Raw genomic sequence first — 20,710 nt, forward strand, 5'->3', positions numbered from 1 at the left:
CCCACATCGTTCAGAGTCTAACAGCCGCTGATACTCCAACTAGCTTGACAGTGGGGGGCCACTCCCAGGCCGACGACGACAGCAGGGAACTAGAGAGCGGCGGATTAGTCCGCCAGATTCAGGGGGTATTGCTGGTGCTCGGGCGAGGTGTGCTTGAAAAAGGTTTCATGTTCAAGGCCATGACGCTCCCTGAGGCGGGCATCTCCCGAGAGACACTCGAGAGCATCGGCAACGACCCGACCATGGCGCAGATCCTCAAGGCTTGCAAAATGGAACAGCCGCTTCCGGAAGCGGCAAAGGTCGCCCTAGTGGACCGCGACATCGCCTTCTTCAACGATAAGGGCAATCTTGTGCTGGCCGACGCCGGCAAGGCGTTCTTCGATGACCTGTTCGTTGAGGGGGCCAACGTGAAGCTGTGAGCCCAGTACGAGTTGCGGCGCTGGCGGATCACTACCAACAGCCGAGGATATTCATGGCGAATGATTCAAACCGTGCTGGTTGGTATTCGAGTACACATCAAGCTAGATATACTCGGCAGCGCCACTGTAAATCCTGAATACAAGCGGCCTACCGCCGAGGTGACATATTCGAAAAGCTGCAGTCAATGACAGAAGCTGGAAAATTAAAAAAACAGCAAACCTACATGAGGACTGAAGAACTATTTTTTTGAATCGTCATTCAAGAAAAGCCTAATAGCTGTTGAACTAATAGCCCCAATCAGTTCCAACACCAACTCAAGTCCATATAAAAAAATAAATAGATGGAAAAATTGCGCCACCCATCCTTGGCCGAAGGCAGATATGACAGGAGAAGCTGCCAAAGAAAACGTTAAAAACGTCAAAGGGTAAGCCATGTCTGCGATCAGTATCGTAGAGCCAAAGCCAGATTTTTTCTTTTTTTCATCTAAATCCCTCAAAAAACTTGAAGGTAATACAAAAAGGAGTGCAAAAACACCTATACCGAACCCTAGCAAACTCGGAAACGCAGACAGAACCAAACCTGAAAAGTCGGGAATACTTTCTGTTAAAAAATATTGTAAAAAAATCAAAACAAAACAGATAACTGCAACCCAAGACGTCGGCTTTATCAACCTCGACAGCCATAACTCAAAAGGAGAAAATTCAATAAGGTATTTAGGGTCTCCCTTACCCACATAAAGGTTCAAGTACCGAAATAGAACTCCAAAAATCGGCACCCTTCTTATTTTCTTTATATCCAACTTAAGCCCTCCATTGAGCTAGAATTAAATAGCTCCACTTACCCACGAATCATTCTTTTTATCTTCTCTCCTATATTAGTTTTTTCATTAGCCTGCCTGGTAGACATGGCAACTCTGTACAAAAAACCTTCAGAAGTCTCATTTTTTGATTTTCGAACTGGTAATTCTACGGGATAGTCCAGCATTCTGTAAGTATCAGAAACACCATCTTTTATATAGCGAACAGTAGCATTTCCAAATCGTGTTGCCAATGGTAGAAAAGCCTTGGAAATTTTTGTCAACCCTGTCATGTAACTTCCCTTTTCTGGTTTTTCTGTATGGGATAGGGTGTGAACATTATTTCCTTTTAAATCTTTCTCAAGGTCAGCAATAATCTCATCCTCATAATCAGCCGAATTAGAAAAAGTGAGATCAATCTCAACTTTTTTGTAATTGTCAGCCTCATAGACACGCTCAAGAGATTCCGCTGATGTTAGCTCTTTGATTTTCAATGTATGCTCGGGGAATAGTTTATCGCACACAGGAGAAAATATTTTATCAAGACACTCCATCAAAGGGTTAGCACTTGGCAGCCCTGCCTTTTTTTGGATTGCTAGAGTATGGTTAGCATAGTCATAAGCAAACAAAAACTCATAACTCTTACTAACGCTACCTTTCCCTCCCTCGAACTCATCAGCACCAGTATATAGATTGCTGACTTTTTCGACTTTCTGGTATTTTATAAACTTCCCAAAAGCAAAGGATTCTTTAACATCGATTGAGAAAGGGCAAAGATAATAGTTATTTGCCAAGGCACTTGAAACCAGCTCTATTTCTTTCTTTGATTTTGCATGAGACAATTTTTCTTTAAGGCCTTCAAAAAACTTTTTATATCCATTCTCTCCAATCTCAGTGGTCACCCCCGAATCAAGCGGGAGAAGCTGGATGTTGTAATATTTAAATACAGCCATTTATTCAGCCCCAAGCCATTAAAATTTTCGCCACCAATAATACACCTAATCAACCCCAAGATCCACCTCAAAACAACTTACGCAAGCTGCCGAGTTCACTAATATCTGTCGGGGCCCGGGTGTTTGATTTCCTCGCTTTAACTCAGTCCAACAGGAGCTGCCTTGCGCCGTCATCTAAACGCCTTGCTACATCATGACTAGTCCTGCTGTCTTTCTTTATATCCCCTAGCTGCCTAAATATGATCTCTCGAGTTGCGCTAAGCAGTAGAGGATCGGCATCAACTTTAAGTCCATCATCCCTTGATGACACTGGCCACAGGAGCTTGTCTTTCAATGCCAGCATCCCGCTGCGATCCGGTGCATCGAATTTAAGATGTACTCGCTGCCCATGTCGATTGTTAACATCAGCTTGGAACCGCTCAATTTCAGCAATCTGATTGCTTGGTGTATCGGGATTGGATTTTAGCTTCAGCTCAGCGAGGCTGGCGGATACGGTATCCAGCATGACCTTCTGCTGACGCCCTATCCGGTCATCTTGCCGTTTCACTGCTGGGAGGGAGCGTTCTACCAGCTCAATCTCACTCTCTTCACCAATTTCAACGCCAAAGGCTTCCTCGGAGGTGTTCAGATCATGGTCAGCTATGCGCACCGATCCCAGTGGTTTGCGCGCCTGCCATGCGGCTTGCACCGCTTCCAGTGGTTGCAGCATGTAATCCAGCAGCTTCTCAAAGACAGGGTCACCATAGGTAGCAAAGTGAAGTCTGCGATGATCCTCCTGCCCTAGGCCATGCTCGTAGAGTTCACGAGATGTCGTCAGCAATACTTCCTTCGGTAACCCGGGGACTGCGACCACCCGGTAAGCATCTCCATGCTTGAAGCTTTCGATGCCGCCTCCCAGAGCCCTGAGATACTGGCACTCGCTAATGGCCCGCCAGATATCCTCCAGAGTCGCCGGCATCGGCTCTGCACGGCGCTGGGCCTCGAGATGCTCATAGGCCGCTTTCTGCTCTTCCGCCTTGAACTCAGTGAGCTGTTGTTGCTCCTTGATACGCTCGGCATGCTGCTGGGCTCGACGAATCAGTTCTTCTTCGTCGATCTTGCCTTCCTCACCATCTGCCTTGGCGTAATCCTCGAAATCCTCGGGCTGGATGGGCAATAACGAGAACTGTAGCTCGCCGGATACAGTGAGCGCCGCACGGAAACGCCTGACCAAGCGCGAGTACACCACCTCTTCCACGCTATCCTGGTAGAGGTAGTTCAACACGTGGATGTGCTCGTGATGCTGACCGATACGATCGATGCGGCCGATACGCTGCTCCAGCATCATCGGATTCCACGGAAGGTCGAAGTTGATCAGCAAGTCGGCGCTTTGCAGGTTCAAGCCTTCTGCTGCCGCATCCGTACACAACAAGATGTCGATGTTGCCAGCGACGAAACGTTGTTTGATCGTCGTGCGATCAAGCCTTTCAGGATGGTACTCACCAGCACGACGCAGGGTGCCACCAGCTCCGGAGAAAGTGCCGATTGGGCAGCCAGGAAGAAGCTCTCTTAACTTACCATGGAGATAGTTCATGGTATCGGCGTAGCGTGTAAACAGCACCAACTGCCGTACACGGTCGGTGCTATTGGTTCGTCGCTTTTCGATGTCCTTCAGCAACCGCTGCATCTTAGACGGAGTCGTCGGTAGCCGTTCCATAGTAGCAATCAATCGAGCTACGGCGCCTTGCTCCCACGTCAGGTCGCTTTCGGTGCGATGCTTGAGGACCAACCCTTCGACCTCTTCATCACGCAGCTCTTCCAACTCTTCGCGGTCGGCGTCGCTATTTGCGAACTGCTGCGCCTTGTGGTCGAGGGTCTGCTGGATCTTTTCCAGTCGCCGCTCGAGAGAGCAGCGCAAGGCATAGAAGGAGGATGCATAACGAAGGCGCAGAAAGCTGAGGTAGAAGCCGATAGCTGCCCGCTGTCGCCCCTCTTCCATGTTAGCCGCCATGTGGCTCGCCAGTTCAGCACAGTATTCCTGGAGCTGGTCGTAGACCTCACGTTCCACCCCTGAAAGAGAGATGATACTAGGTTGCACATCCCGCCAAGCCAGATTGGCGTTCAGTAGGCCTTCTCGCTGATAGGCGCGCAGCAGCGAGCGGGTATGCCGAAGCATGCTCCGGCCAAGCGGTGCCAGCAGGCTCAGCGCCGGTTGCACCTCGTCCCAGCCAAAAATGGGCTCCTCCCAGCGCTCCACAAAGTCATCCAAACCGCTCTTACCAAAGGTAGAGAGCACATGCTCATACACGAACTGCCACTGCTCAGGTGATGATGCACGGACGTTGTTCAGGTAGTGGCGAAGCCATTCCTTTTCATAGTCAGCCATGGGCTCATTGTTGAGAAGCTTGTCGCGCACCCGGTAGAAGATCTCGCATAGGTCTTCGGAGAACTGTACGGCGCCGGCAGAAGGCATCAGCTTCAGCAGATCAAAGGCCTCGACCCGGTTGAGCTGCATCGGTGTCGCCGTGGCCAGCAGCAAGGTCCGTGACTTGCCATACAGCGAGCCCTGCAGCTCCTGATAGAGCTTGTTGAAGCGAGGCATGGAGGTTTGATTATCGGGCGTCTGGCGCCTGGCCTTGTGGGCCTCATCCACCAGCACCAGATCCGTCTCTGGCAAGTCCGCCAGCAATCTCCCTCCATGGCGGTTGATAACCAGGCCAGTAGAGACGATCTCCAGCGGGGCATCGAACATCTGGCCATCGCCCTGGATGGGCTCGCCGCTGAGCATGTCAAGACGCTCCCAGCGTCCTTTCCGTGTGGTACGGCGCACGAAAGGCAGGAAGAATTTCTCGGCCATCTCCACCAGCCACTGTGAGGTGAGCGAGGCAGGCGCGAACACCCGAATCGACCTTGCACGACCACTGAGCCATAAGGCGCGGAAAGCCAGGCCCGCCTCGATGGTCTTGCCGAGACCTACCTCATCACAGAGCAGATGGTTACGTGGATAGGTGGCCAGCAAGCGGCTGGCAACGAAGCACTGATGCGGCCAGGGCTCGATGGGTGTGGTCTCGATCCCGACTCGCTCGCCACCAGGAAGCAATGGTGCCAGGCGGATCATGGCGAAGTGAAGGCGCTCGGATAGGCTGGGCTTGAGCTCGTCTTTTTCACGGACTTCATGTGGATCCCGCGACATGGGCGTGCCATCGATCTCAAACAGCCCACTGGTGCTACTGACGATTTTCACCAGCTCGGCCTTGACCGCTTCAGGCAGAGAGAACGTCTTGATAGCAGGATGCTTCCCCTCCCAAAGAGCGAGAAAGCTGCGATGCTTTTGTGCGAAGAGCTTGCGATTCCACTCTTCCCACGAGGGCTGGACGGTGATGTTTTCGGCATTGATGGCAAGCGCCGTTCGAGATTCGTTCAACGAACCCGAAATGAATAGCTCATCCTGGCCATCGCCAATAATCGCCCACTTCTCATGCAGGTAGCCATCTTGGGCAAAGTCCATGGACTGTGGGGTTCCGTTCTGAGCATGCACACGTAGCCCCACTCGAATGGCCAGATGGCCATTAGCCACCATCCATGCCAACAGTTCGACGCCATGACGTAATGCGGTGGGCCATTGTTGGGAGGACTCTAGCTCAGCCAGCATCACCTGACTGGCACGCTGCTCATCGCCTTGCAGAATCGCGGCGGCATCTTCAGGGTCGAGCTGCATGCCTACCACGAGGCGCGCCACACCACCATTCTCGACGAAACGCGAAAACCCTTGTGATGCCGCTGCAAGCGAAGAGGACGTGAAATAGCCGGCGACACGATCATAGTGGTTCGACCGCCTCAGCGCCGGGATATAGAAGTCGTGCAGCACATCGACCAGCTTGCCATCCTCGCGGATATCGGAGGTGGCGTAGCTGGGCTCCCAAGGGTAATCGCGTAATGACATGGCTGCCTCCGTGAGTTAACTGATGAAGAGATCAAGGCCCTGAAGCTGCCAGTTTCTGGCAAAAACGTTCAGCAAGTCCTGGTGCCTGGCCTTGACCTCTTGCTCAGTCCACTTCGCATGATTCAGCACCTGAGTCGAGCAGGCATATAGTGAAACCCCGTTGCGGGTCTGGAAGTATTTTTTCTTCTTGAGGTCAAAGTCGTAGTTTGACGCTTCTGAATTCTTCTGGCGTGATAGCAGAACAAGGTTACCAAGACGATTCGCCCAATACTCGCGCTGCGCTTCAGACCAATCGTTCAGCCATTGGGAGCCATCACTCGGATTCTGTGGCAGAACATGCTCGATCGTCGTGGTCTGGTGTTTGTAGCTTACGTTCGTTGCAGCCAGAAAAGAGTCCATCCTGAGCATGATGTACATGCGAAGCAAAGCTGGATAGTCATAGACGTTATCGTTCAATCGCTCCAGCGTTTCCTTCTGTGCCTGAGGAGTCAAGTCGAGAGAGGAGCCCTTCTCCAAGAGGTTCTTTCCGGCTTCAAGCTCCGTCAGAACTCGGCCGTAGCGCTCAACGCGTGGTGTTACATAAACTCCTCGAATGAACATGCTCGCGGCTAAGCGCTCAAGTTTCACCAAATGCTTTTCTAGAGTTTCAGAGTCTCCGTCAAAGCGACGGACAAACTCCATGGCCACTGGCGCCCAGTCCATGTTATTGACTCGATGTAGCCAGCTGAAAAGCTCGTTGATATTGTCGGCTCTATCTGTGCTGACATAAGACCGGTTCTTGATCACCTCAAACGCATCGGCATAGGGAAGAATGACTGAATCCATCAAGGCCTTGCTTCCGGGCACTTCCTTGACGACATAGTCGTTGAATTCATCCAGCACGGAGCGCCGATATTTTTCCTTTCGAAATATCATGCGAATGTGCGCAATCAGATCATTGAAACCTTTTCTGCTCAGCCTGACCTCAGCATCTTCCCAAAGCTCGGTATACTGGGTCCTCTCACGCTCCCCGATGCCGCTGATGATGTTCGCCTTGAGGATGTCTGAAGGCTCGAGATCCAGGCCGCGATCGTTCATCACTGAGAAGATGCGGTAGGCTGACTTGAAACTTTCAGTTGAGACAAGCACAAGAATACAGTTACGAACGATGAACTGACCAAAGCGACCTACCTGCTCGTCGTCCAGATTACCAAGCCTCTCCAAGTAGTAACATCCGTTCTGAATGATGTTCAACTGAGAGTCCCGGTACCGGCTCTTGTCGAGCTTCACCAAGTCGCCCATGCTGCCGGGGGTCTGTGCATACCGATTGAAAAAATCCTGGTCACGAGTACGCAGAAACAACCGAGGCTTTGCTTCTAGACCCAAGGCACGGCTTCCAGGCTCCATGACAAAATCATCAAAAGCTCCCTTCCACTCATCAATTGCCCTCAACCGATCACGAATTGCTGCAAGCAAGAGCGTCAAAGTCGTCAGTCGCTGCTGACCATCGACCACGTCAGCCCGGTTTGTTCGATCATCCTTGACCAATACAATGCTGCCAAGAAAATATTCTTCAGACTTATCCTCCTGTTCCATGAAGGTCCAGAGATCATCAAACAGTTCTTCGGCCTGCTCTACCTCCCAGGCATAGGGCCGCTGATACTCCGGTATATGAAATTCAAAGTCACTGGACAATACCTTATGCAGCTTTAGATCGCTTCCCTTGATAGAGCTCATTCCCAGCGTACTCCTTCTTCGATTATCGTTATCTAATGCGTTGCCAGCTCGTTCCACTCCAGTGCACGTGAGCGCCAGTGGGTCTCGATCTGCTGCACGAAATCGGGGTGAACCAGTTTGGCGCGGCGTTCGCACCACTGCGGCCCATCCTGGCGAATCACGATGCCTTCCAGCTTGCCATCCCGGTAGGCGCTGCGGCCGGTGCGCACCAGAGCTTCCAGCTCCTTGACGGTGAAACTCCCTCGCTTGAGTAGCGGCACAACAGCTAGGCCGAGCCGGCTTGCCAAGGCATTGCGTCTATCTTGGTTCCAGAATCGCTGGGCCTGACGGTCGTAAACATCGAAAATCAGGAACCAATCCGGCAAGGCGGCATAATCCAGCGAGTGGCGCGCAGCGCACCACTCGCCGAAAAGAATGACGTGATCGGGTAAATTCTGTTGGAACACCGCGAGGTGCTGGATCAGCCACTGGTTCAGGCGTGAGAACTGGCCGCGGTAAGGCGCCTCAAGGTAGGCACCACGGTTCTGCGCACGCAGCTGGCTATCTTCCCCCCAGGAAATGCCCAGGTTGGCACCGTCGAGCTTTTCCTCGCCCAGCACCTCACTCGCCAGGAGTTCCTCCACATCCGGCGGATCGAGCAGCTTGTCGTCGCGGGGCTCGCTCTCGCCGAGCCAGGCAAGGTGTGGTGTATGGGGGTAGCGGAAGAACTCACTCATCCTCAGGAAGCTCCGGAACAGGGCCGTCGAACTTACCGCGGTAGAAGCGCTTCACATCCTTGGGGCACACGAAGCGGAAACGAACCCCCGCCTCAGCAAGCTGCGGCCACCAGCTCAACCATTTGCAGTCAGCAGCCTGAAGCACGCGCGGGTTGCCATCGTCGGCGGCTGCCACGGCGATAAATTTGCGATCCGGTGGATCGAACTCCTCCTGGAGGTCGTGATCGGGGAACTCCTCGAACCAGTCCTGTGCCGTTTCTGTCACCGGCACCTGAGCGACATGTCTCGTATTGGCCTGGCGCTGCAGCAGCCACTTGAGAAAGGCATCCCCAGGCTCGGGCTGGCCTTTGTTGGGGTTCAACTTGTGATGGTACTCACCTAGTATCTTCCACTCGTCATCGATGACTACTACACCCCGACGGCGAATCTCATCAATGGCCTCGATACAGGCAATGAGGCACTCCTCTGAAACGCCTTCATGATCATCATTCGCCACCAGCAGCACATTGGTATCGACCACGGCACGTGTCATGCATCGGCTCCCTGTGCCTTATGGGCCTTACGCTTGCGGGCGGCGGCGAGCGCACGCTGAGTGATATCCTCCATGTCGTCGCCGAAAAAGTCGTCGGGCCAATTCTCGATATCACCATACTCATTGATGCTCAGCGGCTCGAGATGAGCGCCGTGTCTGTTACGCGTAACGAAATAGATTGCCACCTCGGAGGGTGCCAGCTCGCCTTCGGCGATACGTCGCTGCAGACGATTGAGGAAGTGCTCGGAGTGGCTCTCGATGATCAGTTGGGTATTGCGATTTTCGCCGTCCTCTCGCGCTTGGATCGCGCTGATGAAGGCATCCGCCAGATTGGCCTGAACGCGAGGGTGTAGATGTATCTCGGGCTGCTCCATCCATAGCACCGAGTTCGACGGGGCATAGAACGCCTGCACCAGGGCAGGCAGAACTTGCGACACACCGAAACCCACATCGGTCAGCTTGACCCAGGGGGCACTGCCATGAGCCTGGATCAGTACCTCATACTCCTTGCGACCGGTCGCGATGGGCTCAACCTTGAACTCGTGGATTATCCCAAGATCCTTCAGCCAGCCGGCAATGAAGGTATCGAACGGCTGATACTTCTGCTTGGGGCCACGATTCAGCTTCCGGCCTTGCTGGGTAGCTGCCAGGATCGCCGGTATGGTCTGCTCGCCTTCGGCTCCTACGTCGGGCGGCGTATCTCCTGACCAGGGATAGACTCGCTTGGGTGGGCTCCGTAGCGGTCCCAAGTGATAAAAGTTCTCCAGAAGGTGCTCGGCTTCCAGCACGAAATCGGTGAGGAAGTGTGCGTTCTGATAGCGCGACAACGTCTTGTCAGAAAAGCGGTAGAACTTTTCTGGCGCCTCGACGCCCCAATTCCTGCCCTGTGCATGGACCAAACGCAGCGGATGGCAGTCCAGAAACAGCTTGCCATCGCGGCGACCGTGACTGGCTATCAGTTCCTCCTGACCCTGCTGATGCAGGGTGTAAGTAAAGCGGCGCGTATCGGGTTGCTCGTTCTTACTGGCTCCGATCTCAGCCATCAGGGTCAGCTCATCGCCCTGGAAGGTTGCAGACGGATCGAGAATGTCCTTCAGAACCAGCTCGCCACGACTCTTCCAGCTCAACGCAAAGCTCAATAGCCTGGAGAGATCATGGTCATATAAGCAGTCCTCGAAGGTTCCGAGGTCAATCAGCGAGTTGTCGTCCCCCAGGTGCAGTGAGCGCTTGCGGTCGGTCAGCAGCACGGTCTGCTTGAGGGCCAACAGGAGATGGCCCAGGCTCGATTTACCTGAGCTGTTAGTGCCGAAGATCACCGTCAGCGGCGCCAGGCGCATGGGCCCGGTATCCCTCCAGGCCTTAAAATTCTGCAGTCGCAGCTCAGTCAGCATGGGCCTCTCTCCTTACAGCTCGTAGTCGATCATCTGGGCTTCACGCTTGAGCTCGTCGTCGCGGCACTCCTTGGCCCACACTTTAAGTAGGCCACGCAGGGCGCCGCTGTCGCGCTTGCCATGCTGGGTCAAGAAGTTACGCGCTGCCACGATGCCGCCGTCGCGGTAGGTGACAATCAGGCCACCCAGCACATCCCACAGGGTCTGCGGGTTCTCCATGCGAGAAGCGGCCCGTTCATCTGGCTTAAGCAGGCACAGCTTGTTGCCCTTGATAGCCAGCGGGGCTGCACGCTCACTCTCTCCGACGTTGGCGTAAGCCACCACATCGTCGCTGACGCGGTAGTTACCGTTACGGTTCTTCAAGTGGAAGCTGAGTGAGCGGCTCATCTGCAGGGCGTCATCGAAGGCGAAATCGCCCAAGCCGTTGATGCCGAGCGCGATCACGGCCAGGCGGGATTCGGCGTCCAGGTCATCGACGGTGACCAAGCCACCGGAAAGGCGGCTGACCTCTTCCTCGGCCACCACGCGGGCCGCTTCCTGCATGGCGCGGGTGGGCGGTACGTCTTCATCGCCATCCTGCACCGGCCAGTGGGCGGAGTAGACGCGCAGGGCTCGCCCCCAGGAGGCGATCATGCGGTCAACGGGATTGAGCTTGAGGCGCTCGAACTCGTCCAAGCCTGCTCGCACCGCGTTTTCCAGCTTGCCCTTGACCTCGTAGGCCCAGCTGGAGGGCTCGCGATCGCGGCGGTCAGCCGGGCGGCAGGCGATAAAGATGGTCGACGCTGCCGAAGCCATATTCATCTGGTGGGTAGAGTAGCCGCTTTCCGACTCGACCGGCATACAGGCCGTAATGTCCCAACCTGACTGGATCAAGGCATTGGTCAGAGTTTCCCAGGCATCGGAGCTTTTGTGGGTAAACATCAGGGTCATGATGCCTTCCGGCTTGAGCACCCGCTTGCTCTCGGCAAAGATTCCCTGCATCAGCTCTTCATAGCGTGCTTTGGCACTCTTGGCCGAGCCATCACGAGCCGGGTTGGCAACGGCTTCCTGCGACTTGTCAGTTACCTCATGGTCGAACCAGCCCGGATAGAGGTCACCCAAAGAACGCTTATGCCACACATAGTAAAAATCTGATAGCTCACTGTACTGCACATTATCGTAGTAAGGAGGGTCCATAACGACAGCATCGACACTACAATCACCGATATATGACATATCGGCTGCCGAACCGCGAGTTATAGACGGAAGGTAATCACCGCTCAATTTATCTAGCTCAGCGCAAGCGTCGCACAGCTCTCCATATGCTTTTGCAACCTGCCTTCCACCCCATCGTAATGCAGACGAAGCCCCCGCATAGGTCATTTCTCCAAAAGTCCATTTTAGCGAGAAGTCATGCCGACCAAACCCTCCCTTTACCACACCGCGAGTATACTCCCAGCGGGTCTGTCGACTGTTGTAGTCGGTCACTTTATCGAGCATAAACTGCAAGTAGGTAATGACAGCTTTACCCCTCTCTTCGCCTACCGCTTCGATTATTTTTGGTTTGGCATCGTGCAAGGCTTCCATCACCGTGAGGTGACCCAACAGTTGACGAGGCGTGAACATTTCCTCCCAACTATTCATGCCATAACGCATGGGTTCACTTGTCTTGCTGCCTGCAGGGATTGGTTCGTTCGGCACCAAGCCTTTCATCTCGAAATCCAGGCGACGTTCTTCCAATTCCTGCGCGGCGGCCTGCAAAGCTTCCAGGTCGGACTGATTAGGCGCGCGGAAGTATCGGATCTTTTGCGTTTTTACCTCACCTTTACGCTCACCACTAGCATAGCGCTGCACTTTGCCGTGCTTATCCAGCTTGGGCTCTATGCGGATAGCAGCTACACAGTAGAGCACATCTTGCCAATTGCCATATTCGGATTCGCCGCGGGCCTGACGCTTGATCTCGTCGCCGGGGATAGCCTGGTGGCAGTGGATGCACTGGCCGACACCACGGGTTACGGTACCAGCATCCAGATCTTCGACACTGAGGCCGCTGTTATCAGCCGTCATCTCGAACGGTTCGAACCGTACTGTTTTATCTGGTTGAGGTTTGACTAATACACCCCATTGACCATCTTGCTTTGCAAGCCACAATGCGTTTAGCAATGGCGCATCGCCTTCACAATGGGGGCAAGTAACCTGACGACAAAATAGAAGGCCTTGATGATCATGCTCAGTCGCATACTCTTCCACCAGCTCAGGATGCTTATGGAGGTGCGATTCCAGTTGAGCGCGTTGATCTGTAGGAATGGGTCCGAAGGGGGTAAAGGGTTCCATCCGAGCCTCGACTTTTTTCCTGAGCCGCTCCCCCCACTCCTGAATATCATCCAGCAGGCTTTCACCGAAGCGCACCGGATAATCGAGCGTCGCCTTGAGGATAACGCTTGCTACCGGGTTGAGCTCATTTGCGATCACCTTATGGCCGAGACGCAGCGCCTCGAAGGGGATCGAGCCGCCACCCGAGGTAGGGTCCAGCACCACCTTGCGCTGATGTTTAGGAAGCGGCTCGATTGGCGTAGCAAAGGCGCGGGAGTAACCGTATGAGTCCTCTGGATCCCAGCGAATGGCCTTGCCAAGGATCTTCTTAACGTCGGCCCGCTTGGCAAACTCGATCTTTTCCTTGACGCCGGCCGGATCAGCCGTCGCTTGCACAACCTCCAGCTTGGCACCGACATAGACGCCCATGGTGGGCAGCTCCTGGACATCTGCCTTCCAACCCTGCACCACGGGGTCTTCCTGGAACTCGGGGCTTGCCTGTTCCAACTGGTCGATCATCTCTCGGCAGGTTTCGCGACGCTGTTGCTCCTTGTCCATGGCCTTGAGCACCGTCTTGTCAACGGGTAGCACCCAGGCGCCATCCTCTTCCTGGTAAAGCCGCTTGGTGATGGTATCGCCAGTCACCGTCCAGTGCTGCCCTTCTAGCTTGGCCCGCCAACGCACCATACCAAGATCACGAATAAACTGTTCTGGATCCGCGTCCGCAGGCAACAACGACGCTAATACTGCCGCCCTGCTAGGAGTCAGCGGTCGACGCGCCCACCAGACATGCAAGTAAAAAATGGGCGGCATGACATTGCTAGCACCTTTTTCACGCTGGGTTTCCGCTCCCACCTGGTGACAGGGAAAGCCGGCTTCGATCAGACGCTGGTCGTCGATCAGGGATGATCCGGCGTAGGTGGGCGGTATGCTGGCCTCTATCAGGCCTGACTCGTTGACATCCATACTGTTGCTTCCTCAAACAAGGCGACAGCCAGGCAATAGGCCTGGCTGATCATTCATTCTTGGCGCTTTACGCTGCCAATGGCTGCCCCGCCCTGCGGGCCACTTCGATTTTTATCCATCAGCCACGGGCACGCACTTTTTCCAGGATACGCGACACGCGCTTGTCACCGGCCTCACCACACAGCAGCATGCGCAGCCCGCTGGTGGCCCAGCTGCGCAGGGCTGGATCGGCGGTGGTGACGTTGGCCAGCCAGTACACGGCCTCTTCCCGCGAAAACATCGCCACCCGGCGGCCGATCAGCTCTATGCGATCGACGTCCTTCACCTTGGTCTGCAGGCGGAAGAACAGCGCCAGGCGTGCGCCGGCGGCTTCATCCAAGGGGAAGTTGATATCGGTCTGTTTCAGGCCTTGGACCGACATGAAGCGTTCTAGGCCGAGAGGGATGCCCTGCTCGTCCTTGACCTCCTCGAGAATGCGCTTGAGCACTGGCAAGCAGGCACGCACGCTTTCGCCATGCAGGGTACCGCGCTCGACGTGCTTTGCCCGGGGGTTGGTCAGCCCTTCGGTATCGTCGCGATCTTCCGGGGCGATGCGCTCCTTCACGACCAGCACCGGAGGCGGCAGATCCTTGTGGCGGGTCAGGCGCAGCACATAGGGCGAGCGCCTAGCCAGCTTGGCCAGCTGCGCTTCATCGGCCTGTGAGCTCTTGCGGCGGGCCCGGGGCGCCGCCTTGGTGGCAGGGGTGGCCATCGGTCGTGTTTATCCTTCCAGTTGCTCGAGCAGCTTGGTGAACTTGCAGTTCTGATCCAGCTCACCCAGAGTCAGACGGACCTGATGCTGTTCTGTAGTAAAGCGCAAGCGGCTGTTCAGGGCCGCGAACAGGGCGCGGCTTTCGACCAGAGCGCCCACGCTGGTAGGGCCCATGGCCAGCTGGAAACGGCCCTTGTCGGGGGTTTCCGCCAGGATCTGCAGCATCTGCACTTCGGTCTTGGACTGGGCCAGCCCGGTGCCGGAGAGCAGGTTGAAGAGCTGCTTGACCTTGTCGGGTGCGCGCAGCAGGAACGCGCGGTTCTCGACCTTGGGCTTGCTGATCCAGCCCCGCGCCTGGGCCGTCTGGTAGGGCACCACGATGCCCCCCGTTACGCCGCCTACGGGTACAGTATCACCCGTCATGGCCTTCTCGGGGTCGGCGTCACCCTCCTCATTGAAGGCTTCCTGCGGATAGGCCGCCAGTTGCCGGTGAGCGAAGAGGTTCTCCAGCTGCTGCTGGTAGACGTGTGGATCGACCTTGTCGTGCTCCTGCTCGATGATCTGCGGTAGCTGGCTGAGATCGACCTGATCGCGGCTCTGGATGGTCTGCTCGATCCAGGCGGCGACGGTGTTGGGGTCGCGTACGATGCTCTCCAACCAGCCCAGCTGCTTGGCATGCTCCTTGGTGCAGAGGATCCAGCCTTCGCCGTCATTCTCAAGGGGCTCCACCGTCAGCGGCGGCGGGTTGTCCTTGTGATAGAGGGCATCGGGCTTGTGGGCCTTCTTGTCGGGCATGTGACCCAGACACCAGCTGCTGCGCTTGGCGCCTTCCACCAGCACGGTAGCCAGCAGCGCAGGGCGTTGAAGAATCGGCCAGTTGCGGCGCGTCGCGAAGCGCTCCACGAGGTCACTGACGTTGACCTGCTTGAGGCTCTCGAAGAACAGCTTACCGAGGAGCGTTGCCGCTTCTGCGGTGGAGGCACGTTCCTCAGTGATCAGCTCCCCTTCCTCGGCCAGCTGCTTGAGAATGGCGTCTTCCAGGTGCAAGCCGCTGGAGCCGCCCGCGGTGGGACCGGCACCACGCTTGCCAAGATCGCGCACCACTACGCGGCCACCGTCCCGGCCCGGATAGATCAGGAAACGATAGGCTTCATCGATGGCCGTGCGCAGCTCGGCCGGGCTCTTGGCGGCCCGCTCCTTGAACTCCCCCTTCTGCAGCTGGTCATGACTGACACCCCAATTCTCGGGATTTTCCTTGAGGCGCTCCACGGCGATGGCCTTGCGCGCCAGGGTCAGAATGTTCTGCCGGGTGCGGTGCTCCTGGTGAGTACGCGCTTCCGTCCAGGTCGAACCAGCAATGTGGGTGGTGCTAGGAGCCAGCAGGAACACCTGGTTCTGGTACTCGCGAACTGCCTCGCCACGGCGCTCGATAAAGCGCGCTGGATCGAGCTCTTCCACCTCGAAGGCGATGACGCCCAGCTGCGGCTTGCGCGTCTTGTCGGGAATCCCTTCGCCATCATCGATATTGGGATGGATATCGAACACGGACGACTGCTTGATCAGGCCTCGAACGACCTGCTCAACGCGGTTCATAGCCTCCGCGTAGGCCACGTTGCCCTCAATGCGACGGAGGATGTTGTTGAGCGTCGGTACCGTGTCTGCATACAGCCGACCGTTGCGTTCGCGGAGGTAGTTCGCTTCACGCTCGATGGTTTCCAGGGCGGAGCGCACGGTGGCCGGCTTGATGGCGGGTGAGGCCATCTCATAGACCGCCGAGGTCATGTCGATGCCGAACTTCTCGTCCTGAAGACCACCCCCGCGACCAATCAAGCTGTGCAGGAAGACCACGCGCCAGGCCCACTCGTGCACCGGATAGCCATCGGGGTGGGGGTTGGCGGCGTCCAGCTCGCCGGCCACGGTACGGCTGGTGGTCTGGGTGCCTGAGGCCTTGCTGATGTCGGAGTCGAGCACGGCGACGAAATCGGTGTTGTCCGTCTTGCCCAGCAGCTCACTGCGGATGGTGCCATCTGAGAGGTCGATATGGCCGGTCTGGATCAACGGTATAGCGAGCTTGGCTTCCCAAATGCGACGCACGGCCCGTGCCAGGGTGCGCAGCAGCCCTCGGGTCCCCTGGAAGCTCTCGACCTGGGCTAGCTCCTCGGAGAGAAACTCGATCAGCGTCGGGTGGAAGGGGTAGTGCGCCACCAGTCGATCGTGCAGCTGTGGGTCGTTGGCCCCGGCTGGCAGGTCGGTGCCTGCCTGGCGATAGGTCTCGATGAACGCCGAGGCCACCTCGTTGGCCGCCTCCAGGTCGACTGACACGAACAGGCGCTTGGCCATGATCCGCGACAGGTCGCCTTCCTGAACCGGCGTCGTGGCCTCAGAGGTGCGGTTGACTACGTCCAGCACGCCGCGCTGTGCCTCGCGAACCACGGCCTCCGCTTCTGCCGAGCTCATGCTGTGCGTGGACTGCAGCTTGCGGATCAGCTTATTGAAATCGCCGAAAGCATTGGTTGCCGAGGCCAGGCTCAGCACAACGGCCACGTTGGGCTTGCCAGCCGCGTAGGTCGAAAGCGACATCAGGAAGGCAGCAGTCTGCTCGGCACCCACACCGGGGAAGGCCGCTTCCATCCGGGACAGGTACTGAGCGATCTCATCGACGATAATCAGCGTCGGCCGTTCGCCGAACAGCGTCTCGAAAAACTCATCCGAGGCCGGCGCCGAGGCATCATCGAGGCGCGCCTGGATGGAAGCCTGCTGGTCGGATGAAAGGGTCTGCTGGGCGATTTGCCACCATAAGGTGTTGGGTTTGCTAGACGAGCCTCCGGCGGTTTCCCGCAGCGTGTCCACGGTGTCACCGATGATTCCAACCACCTGAACCTGGCCCGGCTCCGGCAAACGCTCGGGGGCCAGGATGCCGGTCATGTGCTCTGCCAGCGGCTGGCCCTGCATGGCTGCATGGGCCAGGGCGATCAGGGTGTGGGTTTTACCGCCCCCGAAGGCGGTATCCAGGCGCTGCATGGCCGGGCGCGACAGGTCGCCGTTGGTCAGCCTGGCCAGGGCGTTATCCAGAATCGTACAGAGGCCCTGGGTCGGATGCGTGGCATCCCGGAAGAAGGCCACGGGGTCGGAGTAGAGCGAGTTGGCCCCTTCTCGGGCTTCGCCCTTGCGATAGTCATTCAGCACGCGGCTCAGGCTGGCCGTGAAGATCTCGGGATTAAAGGTGCCCGCCAGGATCTCGGGGCGTGGCTGACAGGTGGACAGGACGTCTCGCATCGATTGCTCCCTGCAGTGCAGCTGGCCGGAGTGGCTTTCCCCAGCAAGCGGCGCGGTTCAAGGCCGACGTGAAGGCAAGCCCGAAGAGGCTTAGGCCCTAGGCCAGCTCAATTATGGGTATTAGCATGCCATGTTACGCTAGCTGACAAAGATGGGTAAGGGGAATGAGGGCCGAACCGAGGCCGTCTTACCATGAATGGCGTGGACATGCACACTCATTGCCCTACCACAGGTCGACACTCTCGATTCGACACGTAACCGAATCAAGCTGAACTCGATACATCTCATCAAAAGTATTGAATCTGAAGTAAAAATTCATTGCATGCCAGTCTAAGCCGTGAGAGTACAGCGAATGGCTGAACCAGTCTGACTCTGAACTACTCCGCCGCATGCCGTTGACGGCGTGGTGGGTAATCTCGGCATCACAGGAAACATCCACGCCCAGCGACGACTGCCCGCGGTAGTCTGTGGTCAGCTCGTATTCAGCGGTGACATCGCAGCTCCGGTAGGTGTCGCTGGAAAAGTCTTCACGACAATCCAGGTTGGTATTGATGATATTCAGGCAGACCTCTGCCCCGGAGCGATATTCTGTTTCGCAGCTCGAACCTCCACCCCCGGTCGCGGAGGTCACGCGGAAGTGCTGGCTATGAATCCAGCCTTCACGAGGACGGCCGGTATCCCCTCCCTCGAAATACATGACCTTTAGCCAGTCACCCTGCATATTCAGCACGCCAGCGACCGAGCCCATTGGCAGAGAGTCCACCACCTCACCCGATGGCGCTGATCTGACATTCAATGACTGTGCAGTTGTCATCCCGATCGGCATTGCCATCGCTGTAACCACCGGCATCAGCCATAACAACACCAAAAATATAATTCTTCTCATTATCATCCATCAGCTCCCTTATGAACCCCACTTGGATGGTACCCCCACCAACCGCAGCGTGGCGCCATCAACCAGTCCTTCCGCATCGGTTCATGGCAGCTCCGCCAGTGCAGGTAAATTATACTTAACTCCCTGCCACTGTTGCCTGGAAGTGGGGTAGATTAGAGAGGCATCAACCTGTGCGGGAAGCACACTGACTTGGCAGGTCACTCAATGGCAGAGAAAGTCATCATCGATACACCCGACACCCTATTCCCATTCATGCCGCCGGTATGGGAGCTTATCGGCTGGATCGACGACAAATGCACCGGCATGCACACACTCCTCCATCGCATGCAAGAGGATAATGACCTAGATCTGGCACGGGTCGACCGAAAGACGCTAAGGAAAGCCTGCCAGGATGGAGTATCTCCTCGCATTGCCGAGAGAATCGAGAGCAACCTCCATAAGGTGGTAGAACAAAAAAATGTCACAGAACTTCTCAATCGCATTACTCCGACAGAGCCCGTAGTTAGAGATACCAACGGAACCAAGTGGCTGATGTTCAGCCAAGGGCTTCTCGAGGTAAGCAACCTGAGTCAGCCAATGCAACGACTCGAGCTTCCGCGGACTTTTACATTTCTTGGAAAGCGCGCCAAAGCTGAAAAGATACTTATTCTGGCATGCCATAATGCCCGAAAAATAGAGGCTTTACCTGAAGAAAAACTTGCAAAAATGCATGCCGCCATTTGCGAGGTATTCCAGCAATATACGCTGCTCAGTCCGCAGGAAATCCGAGTGTATAGCGCTGCCATGATCGACGCCAGCCGGCCTGGTCAGACAAGAACGATAGATCTAATAGCTGAAGTTCTCAAATGTATATTCAGCCTACGAGTGGATTTCTACCATCAGCTACTTGCCAGTTTCATGGCTGACATACTGCAACTCAGGGAGTCGCTCAAGCTGTCACCCCGCCTAGACGATGCTCTGGTCAATCAAGGTGGTATGGGGCAACTGATGCCCCTGCTTGAAGAGGGAAAACTCATCACTCCGACGAATCGACTTTACGAATTCTGGCTTGATGCCTTCTCGTCAACGGGAGAGCAGCCGATGTCGTACCGCGCCATGGCAATGCACTTGCCTCGCCCCTTGGATGTGCGGACACGAGTCAAAGGGAAGGCAGACCTGCAGGATATCCAGTACGCCGCCGATGAGACCCGCCGCAGTAAATTGAAGGAGTGGAGAGGCAGTACAGTCCCCGAAGCTGACCATCTCACCAAGTTCCTGGAATCCCTGACCGGAGAGGCCTATAGCGCCTTCCTGCCGTTTATCATGACCCGTGTCGCCACCGCCTGGACCAAGTGGATCGAACAAGAGAGAACTCTGCTGAATCAGCTAGTTCAGGAACACCCAGCCCTTGCCGAGAATCTGGATCTTGAATGGCTTGTGGAGAGGTTCTCGCGATACCCGCAATACTGGGCACACGCCAAGGCCCAGGACACCAGCGGTGAGCCTGGGCCATAGCACTGGCAGGCTACTTCTTACCGCGATTGCCACCAGTATTGCGAGCAGCCGCGCTCTCAGCTCGTGAGGCGAAGCTACCCTTTTCCACCCTGCCTCCATTTGATTTCGCGGTGCTGCTCGTGATGCGTGAGGCAGCTGCCTGGGTCATGGGAGTCTTACCTTTTGCCATGGTGATCATCTCCTGTGATGGGTGAACCAGCAGCAGAGTGAGCTCACTGCGCTACTGGTACTGAGATGATCGCCCTAGTGACTAACTCCTGGGAGGGGAGTCGATGTGGGATTTTACTATCCGAATTTTTTACCACTCACGAATGATATTCACGTTAACGAGGCACTGGTCACACTGACTCAAAAGTCCTCGCTGTAATATGTCTCCACCCACCGCCGAATCAGCGTTGTCCCGGGGGCCTTGGGCAACCGCCGGAACTGCAGCCACTCCTCCAGGGTACGGCGCGGCACACCGATCTCCTCGGCCATCTGCGCCTGGGTAATCCGGCGCTGCTTGCACAGGGCTTTGGCATCACGGATCAATCGACGCTTGGGCTCGTCCTGCTCCATGGCCGCTAGACGCTTGTCCGCCTCGTCCAACG

Annotated in this window: 14 protein-coding genes; 2 read left to right on the forward strand and 12 right to left on the reverse strand. The window is 56.0% G+C overall.

Going from position 1 to position 20,710, the window contains the following annotated elements:
- A partial coding sequence (locus tag FEF15_RS19245; protein WP_205598504.1) for a hypothetical protein occupies positions 1-419 on the forward strand: 419 nt, incomplete at its 5' end.
- 239 nt (positions 420-658) lie between these two features.
- On the opposite strand, the gene FEF15_RS08800 is transcribed toward FEF15_RS19245, so the two are convergent.
- The 11 genes from FEF15_RS08800 to FEF15_RS08850 all read right to left on the reverse strand — a co-directional run bounded on the left by FEF15_RS08800 (position 659) and on the right by FEF15_RS08850 (position 18,623).
- Complete coding sequence (locus FEF15_RS08800) at positions 659-1,219, reverse strand: hypothetical protein (protein WP_163558792.1); 561 nt, start codon at positions 1,217-1,219, stop codon at positions 659-661.
- Between the two features lie 38 nt (positions 1,220-1,257).
- The gene (locus tag FEF15_RS08805) at positions 1,258-2,118 is read right to left on the reverse strand and encodes a DUF4747 family protein (protein WP_205598505.1); all 861 of its coding nucleotides are present in this window, start codon (positions 2,116-2,118) and stop codon (positions 1,258-1,260) included.
- 193 nt (positions 2,119-2,311) lie between these two features.
- On the reverse strand, positions 2,312-6,091 hold the full coding sequence (locus FEF15_RS08810) for a helicase-related protein (protein WP_163558794.1): 3,780 nt from the start codon (positions 6,089-6,091) through the stop codon (positions 2,312-2,314).
- Positions 6,092-6,106: 15 nt separating this feature from the next.
- Positions 6,107-7,807: a DUF262 domain-containing protein gene (locus tag FEF15_RS08815; RefSeq protein WP_163558795.1), complete on the reverse strand. Its 1,701-nt coding sequence runs from the start codon at positions 7,805-7,807 to the stop codon at positions 6,107-6,109.
- A 32-nt stretch (positions 7,808-7,839) separates the two neighbouring features.
- Positions 7,840-8,523: an RNA ligase family protein gene (locus tag FEF15_RS08820; RefSeq protein ID WP_163558796.1), complete on the reverse strand. Its 684-nt coding sequence runs from the start codon at positions 8,521-8,523 to the stop codon at positions 7,840-7,842.
- Entirely contained in the window at positions 8,516-9,055 is a 540-nt protein-coding gene (locus FEF15_RS08825; protein WP_163558797.1) for a hypothetical protein, read from the reverse strand. Before FEF15_RS08825 ends, FEF15_RS08820 begins: the two co-directional genes overlap by 8 nt.
- On the reverse strand, positions 9,052-10,446 hold the full coding sequence (locus FEF15_RS08830) for a DUF3696 domain-containing protein (protein WP_163558798.1): 1,395 nt from the start codon (positions 10,444-10,446) through the stop codon (positions 9,052-9,054). The genes FEF15_RS08825 and FEF15_RS08830 overlap by 4 nt, the downstream gene beginning before the upstream one ends.
- Positions 10,447-10,458: 12 nt before the next feature.
- Entirely contained in the window at positions 10,459-13,704 is a 3,246-nt protein-coding gene (locus FEF15_RS08835; RefSeq protein WP_163558799.1) for a DUF1156 domain-containing protein, read from the reverse strand.
- Between the two features lie 118 nt (positions 13,705-13,822).
- Positions 13,823-14,455 (reverse strand): hypothetical protein, encoded by a 633-nt coding sequence (locus tag FEF15_RS08840; protein ID WP_163558800.1) that lies wholly within the window; start codon positions 14,453-14,455, stop codon positions 13,823-13,825.
- 9 nt (positions 14,456-14,464) lie between these two features.
- Positions 14,465-17,731, reverse strand: a complete 3,267-nt coding sequence (locus FEF15_RS08845) for a DUF499 domain-containing protein (protein ID WP_163558801.1) — start codon at positions 17,729-17,731, stop codon at positions 14,465-14,467.
- Positions 17,732-17,954: 223 nt separating this feature from the next.
- On the reverse strand, positions 17,955-18,623 hold the full coding sequence (locus FEF15_RS08850) for an SH3 domain-containing protein (protein ID WP_163558802.1): 669 nt from the start codon (positions 18,621-18,623) through the stop codon (positions 17,955-17,957).
- Positions 18,624-18,830: 207 nt separating this feature from the next.
- Here FEF15_RS08850 and FEF15_RS08855 point away from each other — a divergent pair, with 207 nt between their 5' ends.
- Positions 18,831-20,120 (forward strand): hypothetical protein, encoded by a 1,290-nt coding sequence (locus tag FEF15_RS08855; protein ID WP_163558803.1) that lies wholly within the window; start codon positions 18,831-18,833, stop codon positions 20,118-20,120.
- Positions 20,121-20,468: 348 nt separating this feature from the next.
- On the opposite strand, the gene FEF15_RS08860 is transcribed toward FEF15_RS08855, so the two are convergent.
- Complete coding sequence (locus tag FEF15_RS08860) at positions 20,469-20,708, reverse strand: helix-turn-helix transcriptional regulator (RefSeq protein ID WP_205598506.1); 240 nt, start codon at positions 20,706-20,708, stop codon at positions 20,469-20,471.
- Between the last annotated feature and the right edge of the window lie 2 nt (positions 20,709-20,710).

Origin of the sequence: Halomonas sp. NO4 (genome assembly GCF_010994375.1) — a bacterium.
GTDB lineage: Bacteria > Pseudomonadota > Gammaproteobacteria > Pseudomonadales > Halomonadaceae > Halomonas.

Bases quoted from the DNA above. Each gene is read 5' to 3' on its own strand.
- FEF15_RS08825 (WP_163558797.1), bottom strand. From the start codon at position 9,055: ATGACACGTGCCGTGGTCGATACCAATGTGCTGCTGGTGGCGAATGAT.
- FEF15_RS08845 (WP_163558801.1), bottom strand. From the start codon at position 17,731: ATGCGAGACGTCCTGTCCACCTGTCAGCCACGCCCCGAGATCCTGGCG.
- FEF15_RS08855 (WP_163558803.1), top strand. From the start codon at position 18,831: ATGGCAGAGAAAGTCATCATCGATACACCCGACACCCTATTCCCATTC.
- FEF15_RS08835 (WP_163558799.1), bottom strand. From the start codon at position 13,704: ATGGATGTCAACGAGTCAGGCCTGATAGAGGCCAGCATACCGCCCACC.
- FEF15_RS08830 (WP_163558798.1), bottom strand. From the start codon at position 10,446: ATGCTGACTGAGCTGCGACTGCAGAATTTTAAGGCCTGGAGGGATACC.
- FEF15_RS08850 (WP_163558802.1), bottom strand. From the start codon at position 18,623: ATGATAATGAGAAGAATTATATTTTTGGTGTTGTTATGGCTGATGCCG.
- FEF15_RS08820 (WP_163558796.1), bottom strand. From the start codon at position 8,523: ATGAGTGAGTTCTTCCGCTACCCCCATACACCACACCTTGCCTGGCTC.
- FEF15_RS08810 (WP_163558794.1), bottom strand. From the start codon at position 6,091: ATGTCATTACGCGATTACCCTTGGGAGCCCAGCTACGCCACCTCCGAT.
- FEF15_RS08840 (WP_163558800.1), bottom strand. From the start codon at position 14,455: ATGGCCACCCCTGCCACCAAGGCGGCGCCCCGGGCCCGCCGCAAGAGC.
- FEF15_RS08815 (WP_163558795.1), bottom strand. From the start codon at position 7,807: ATGAGCTCTATCAAGGGAAGCGATCTAAAGCTGCATAAGGTATTGTCC.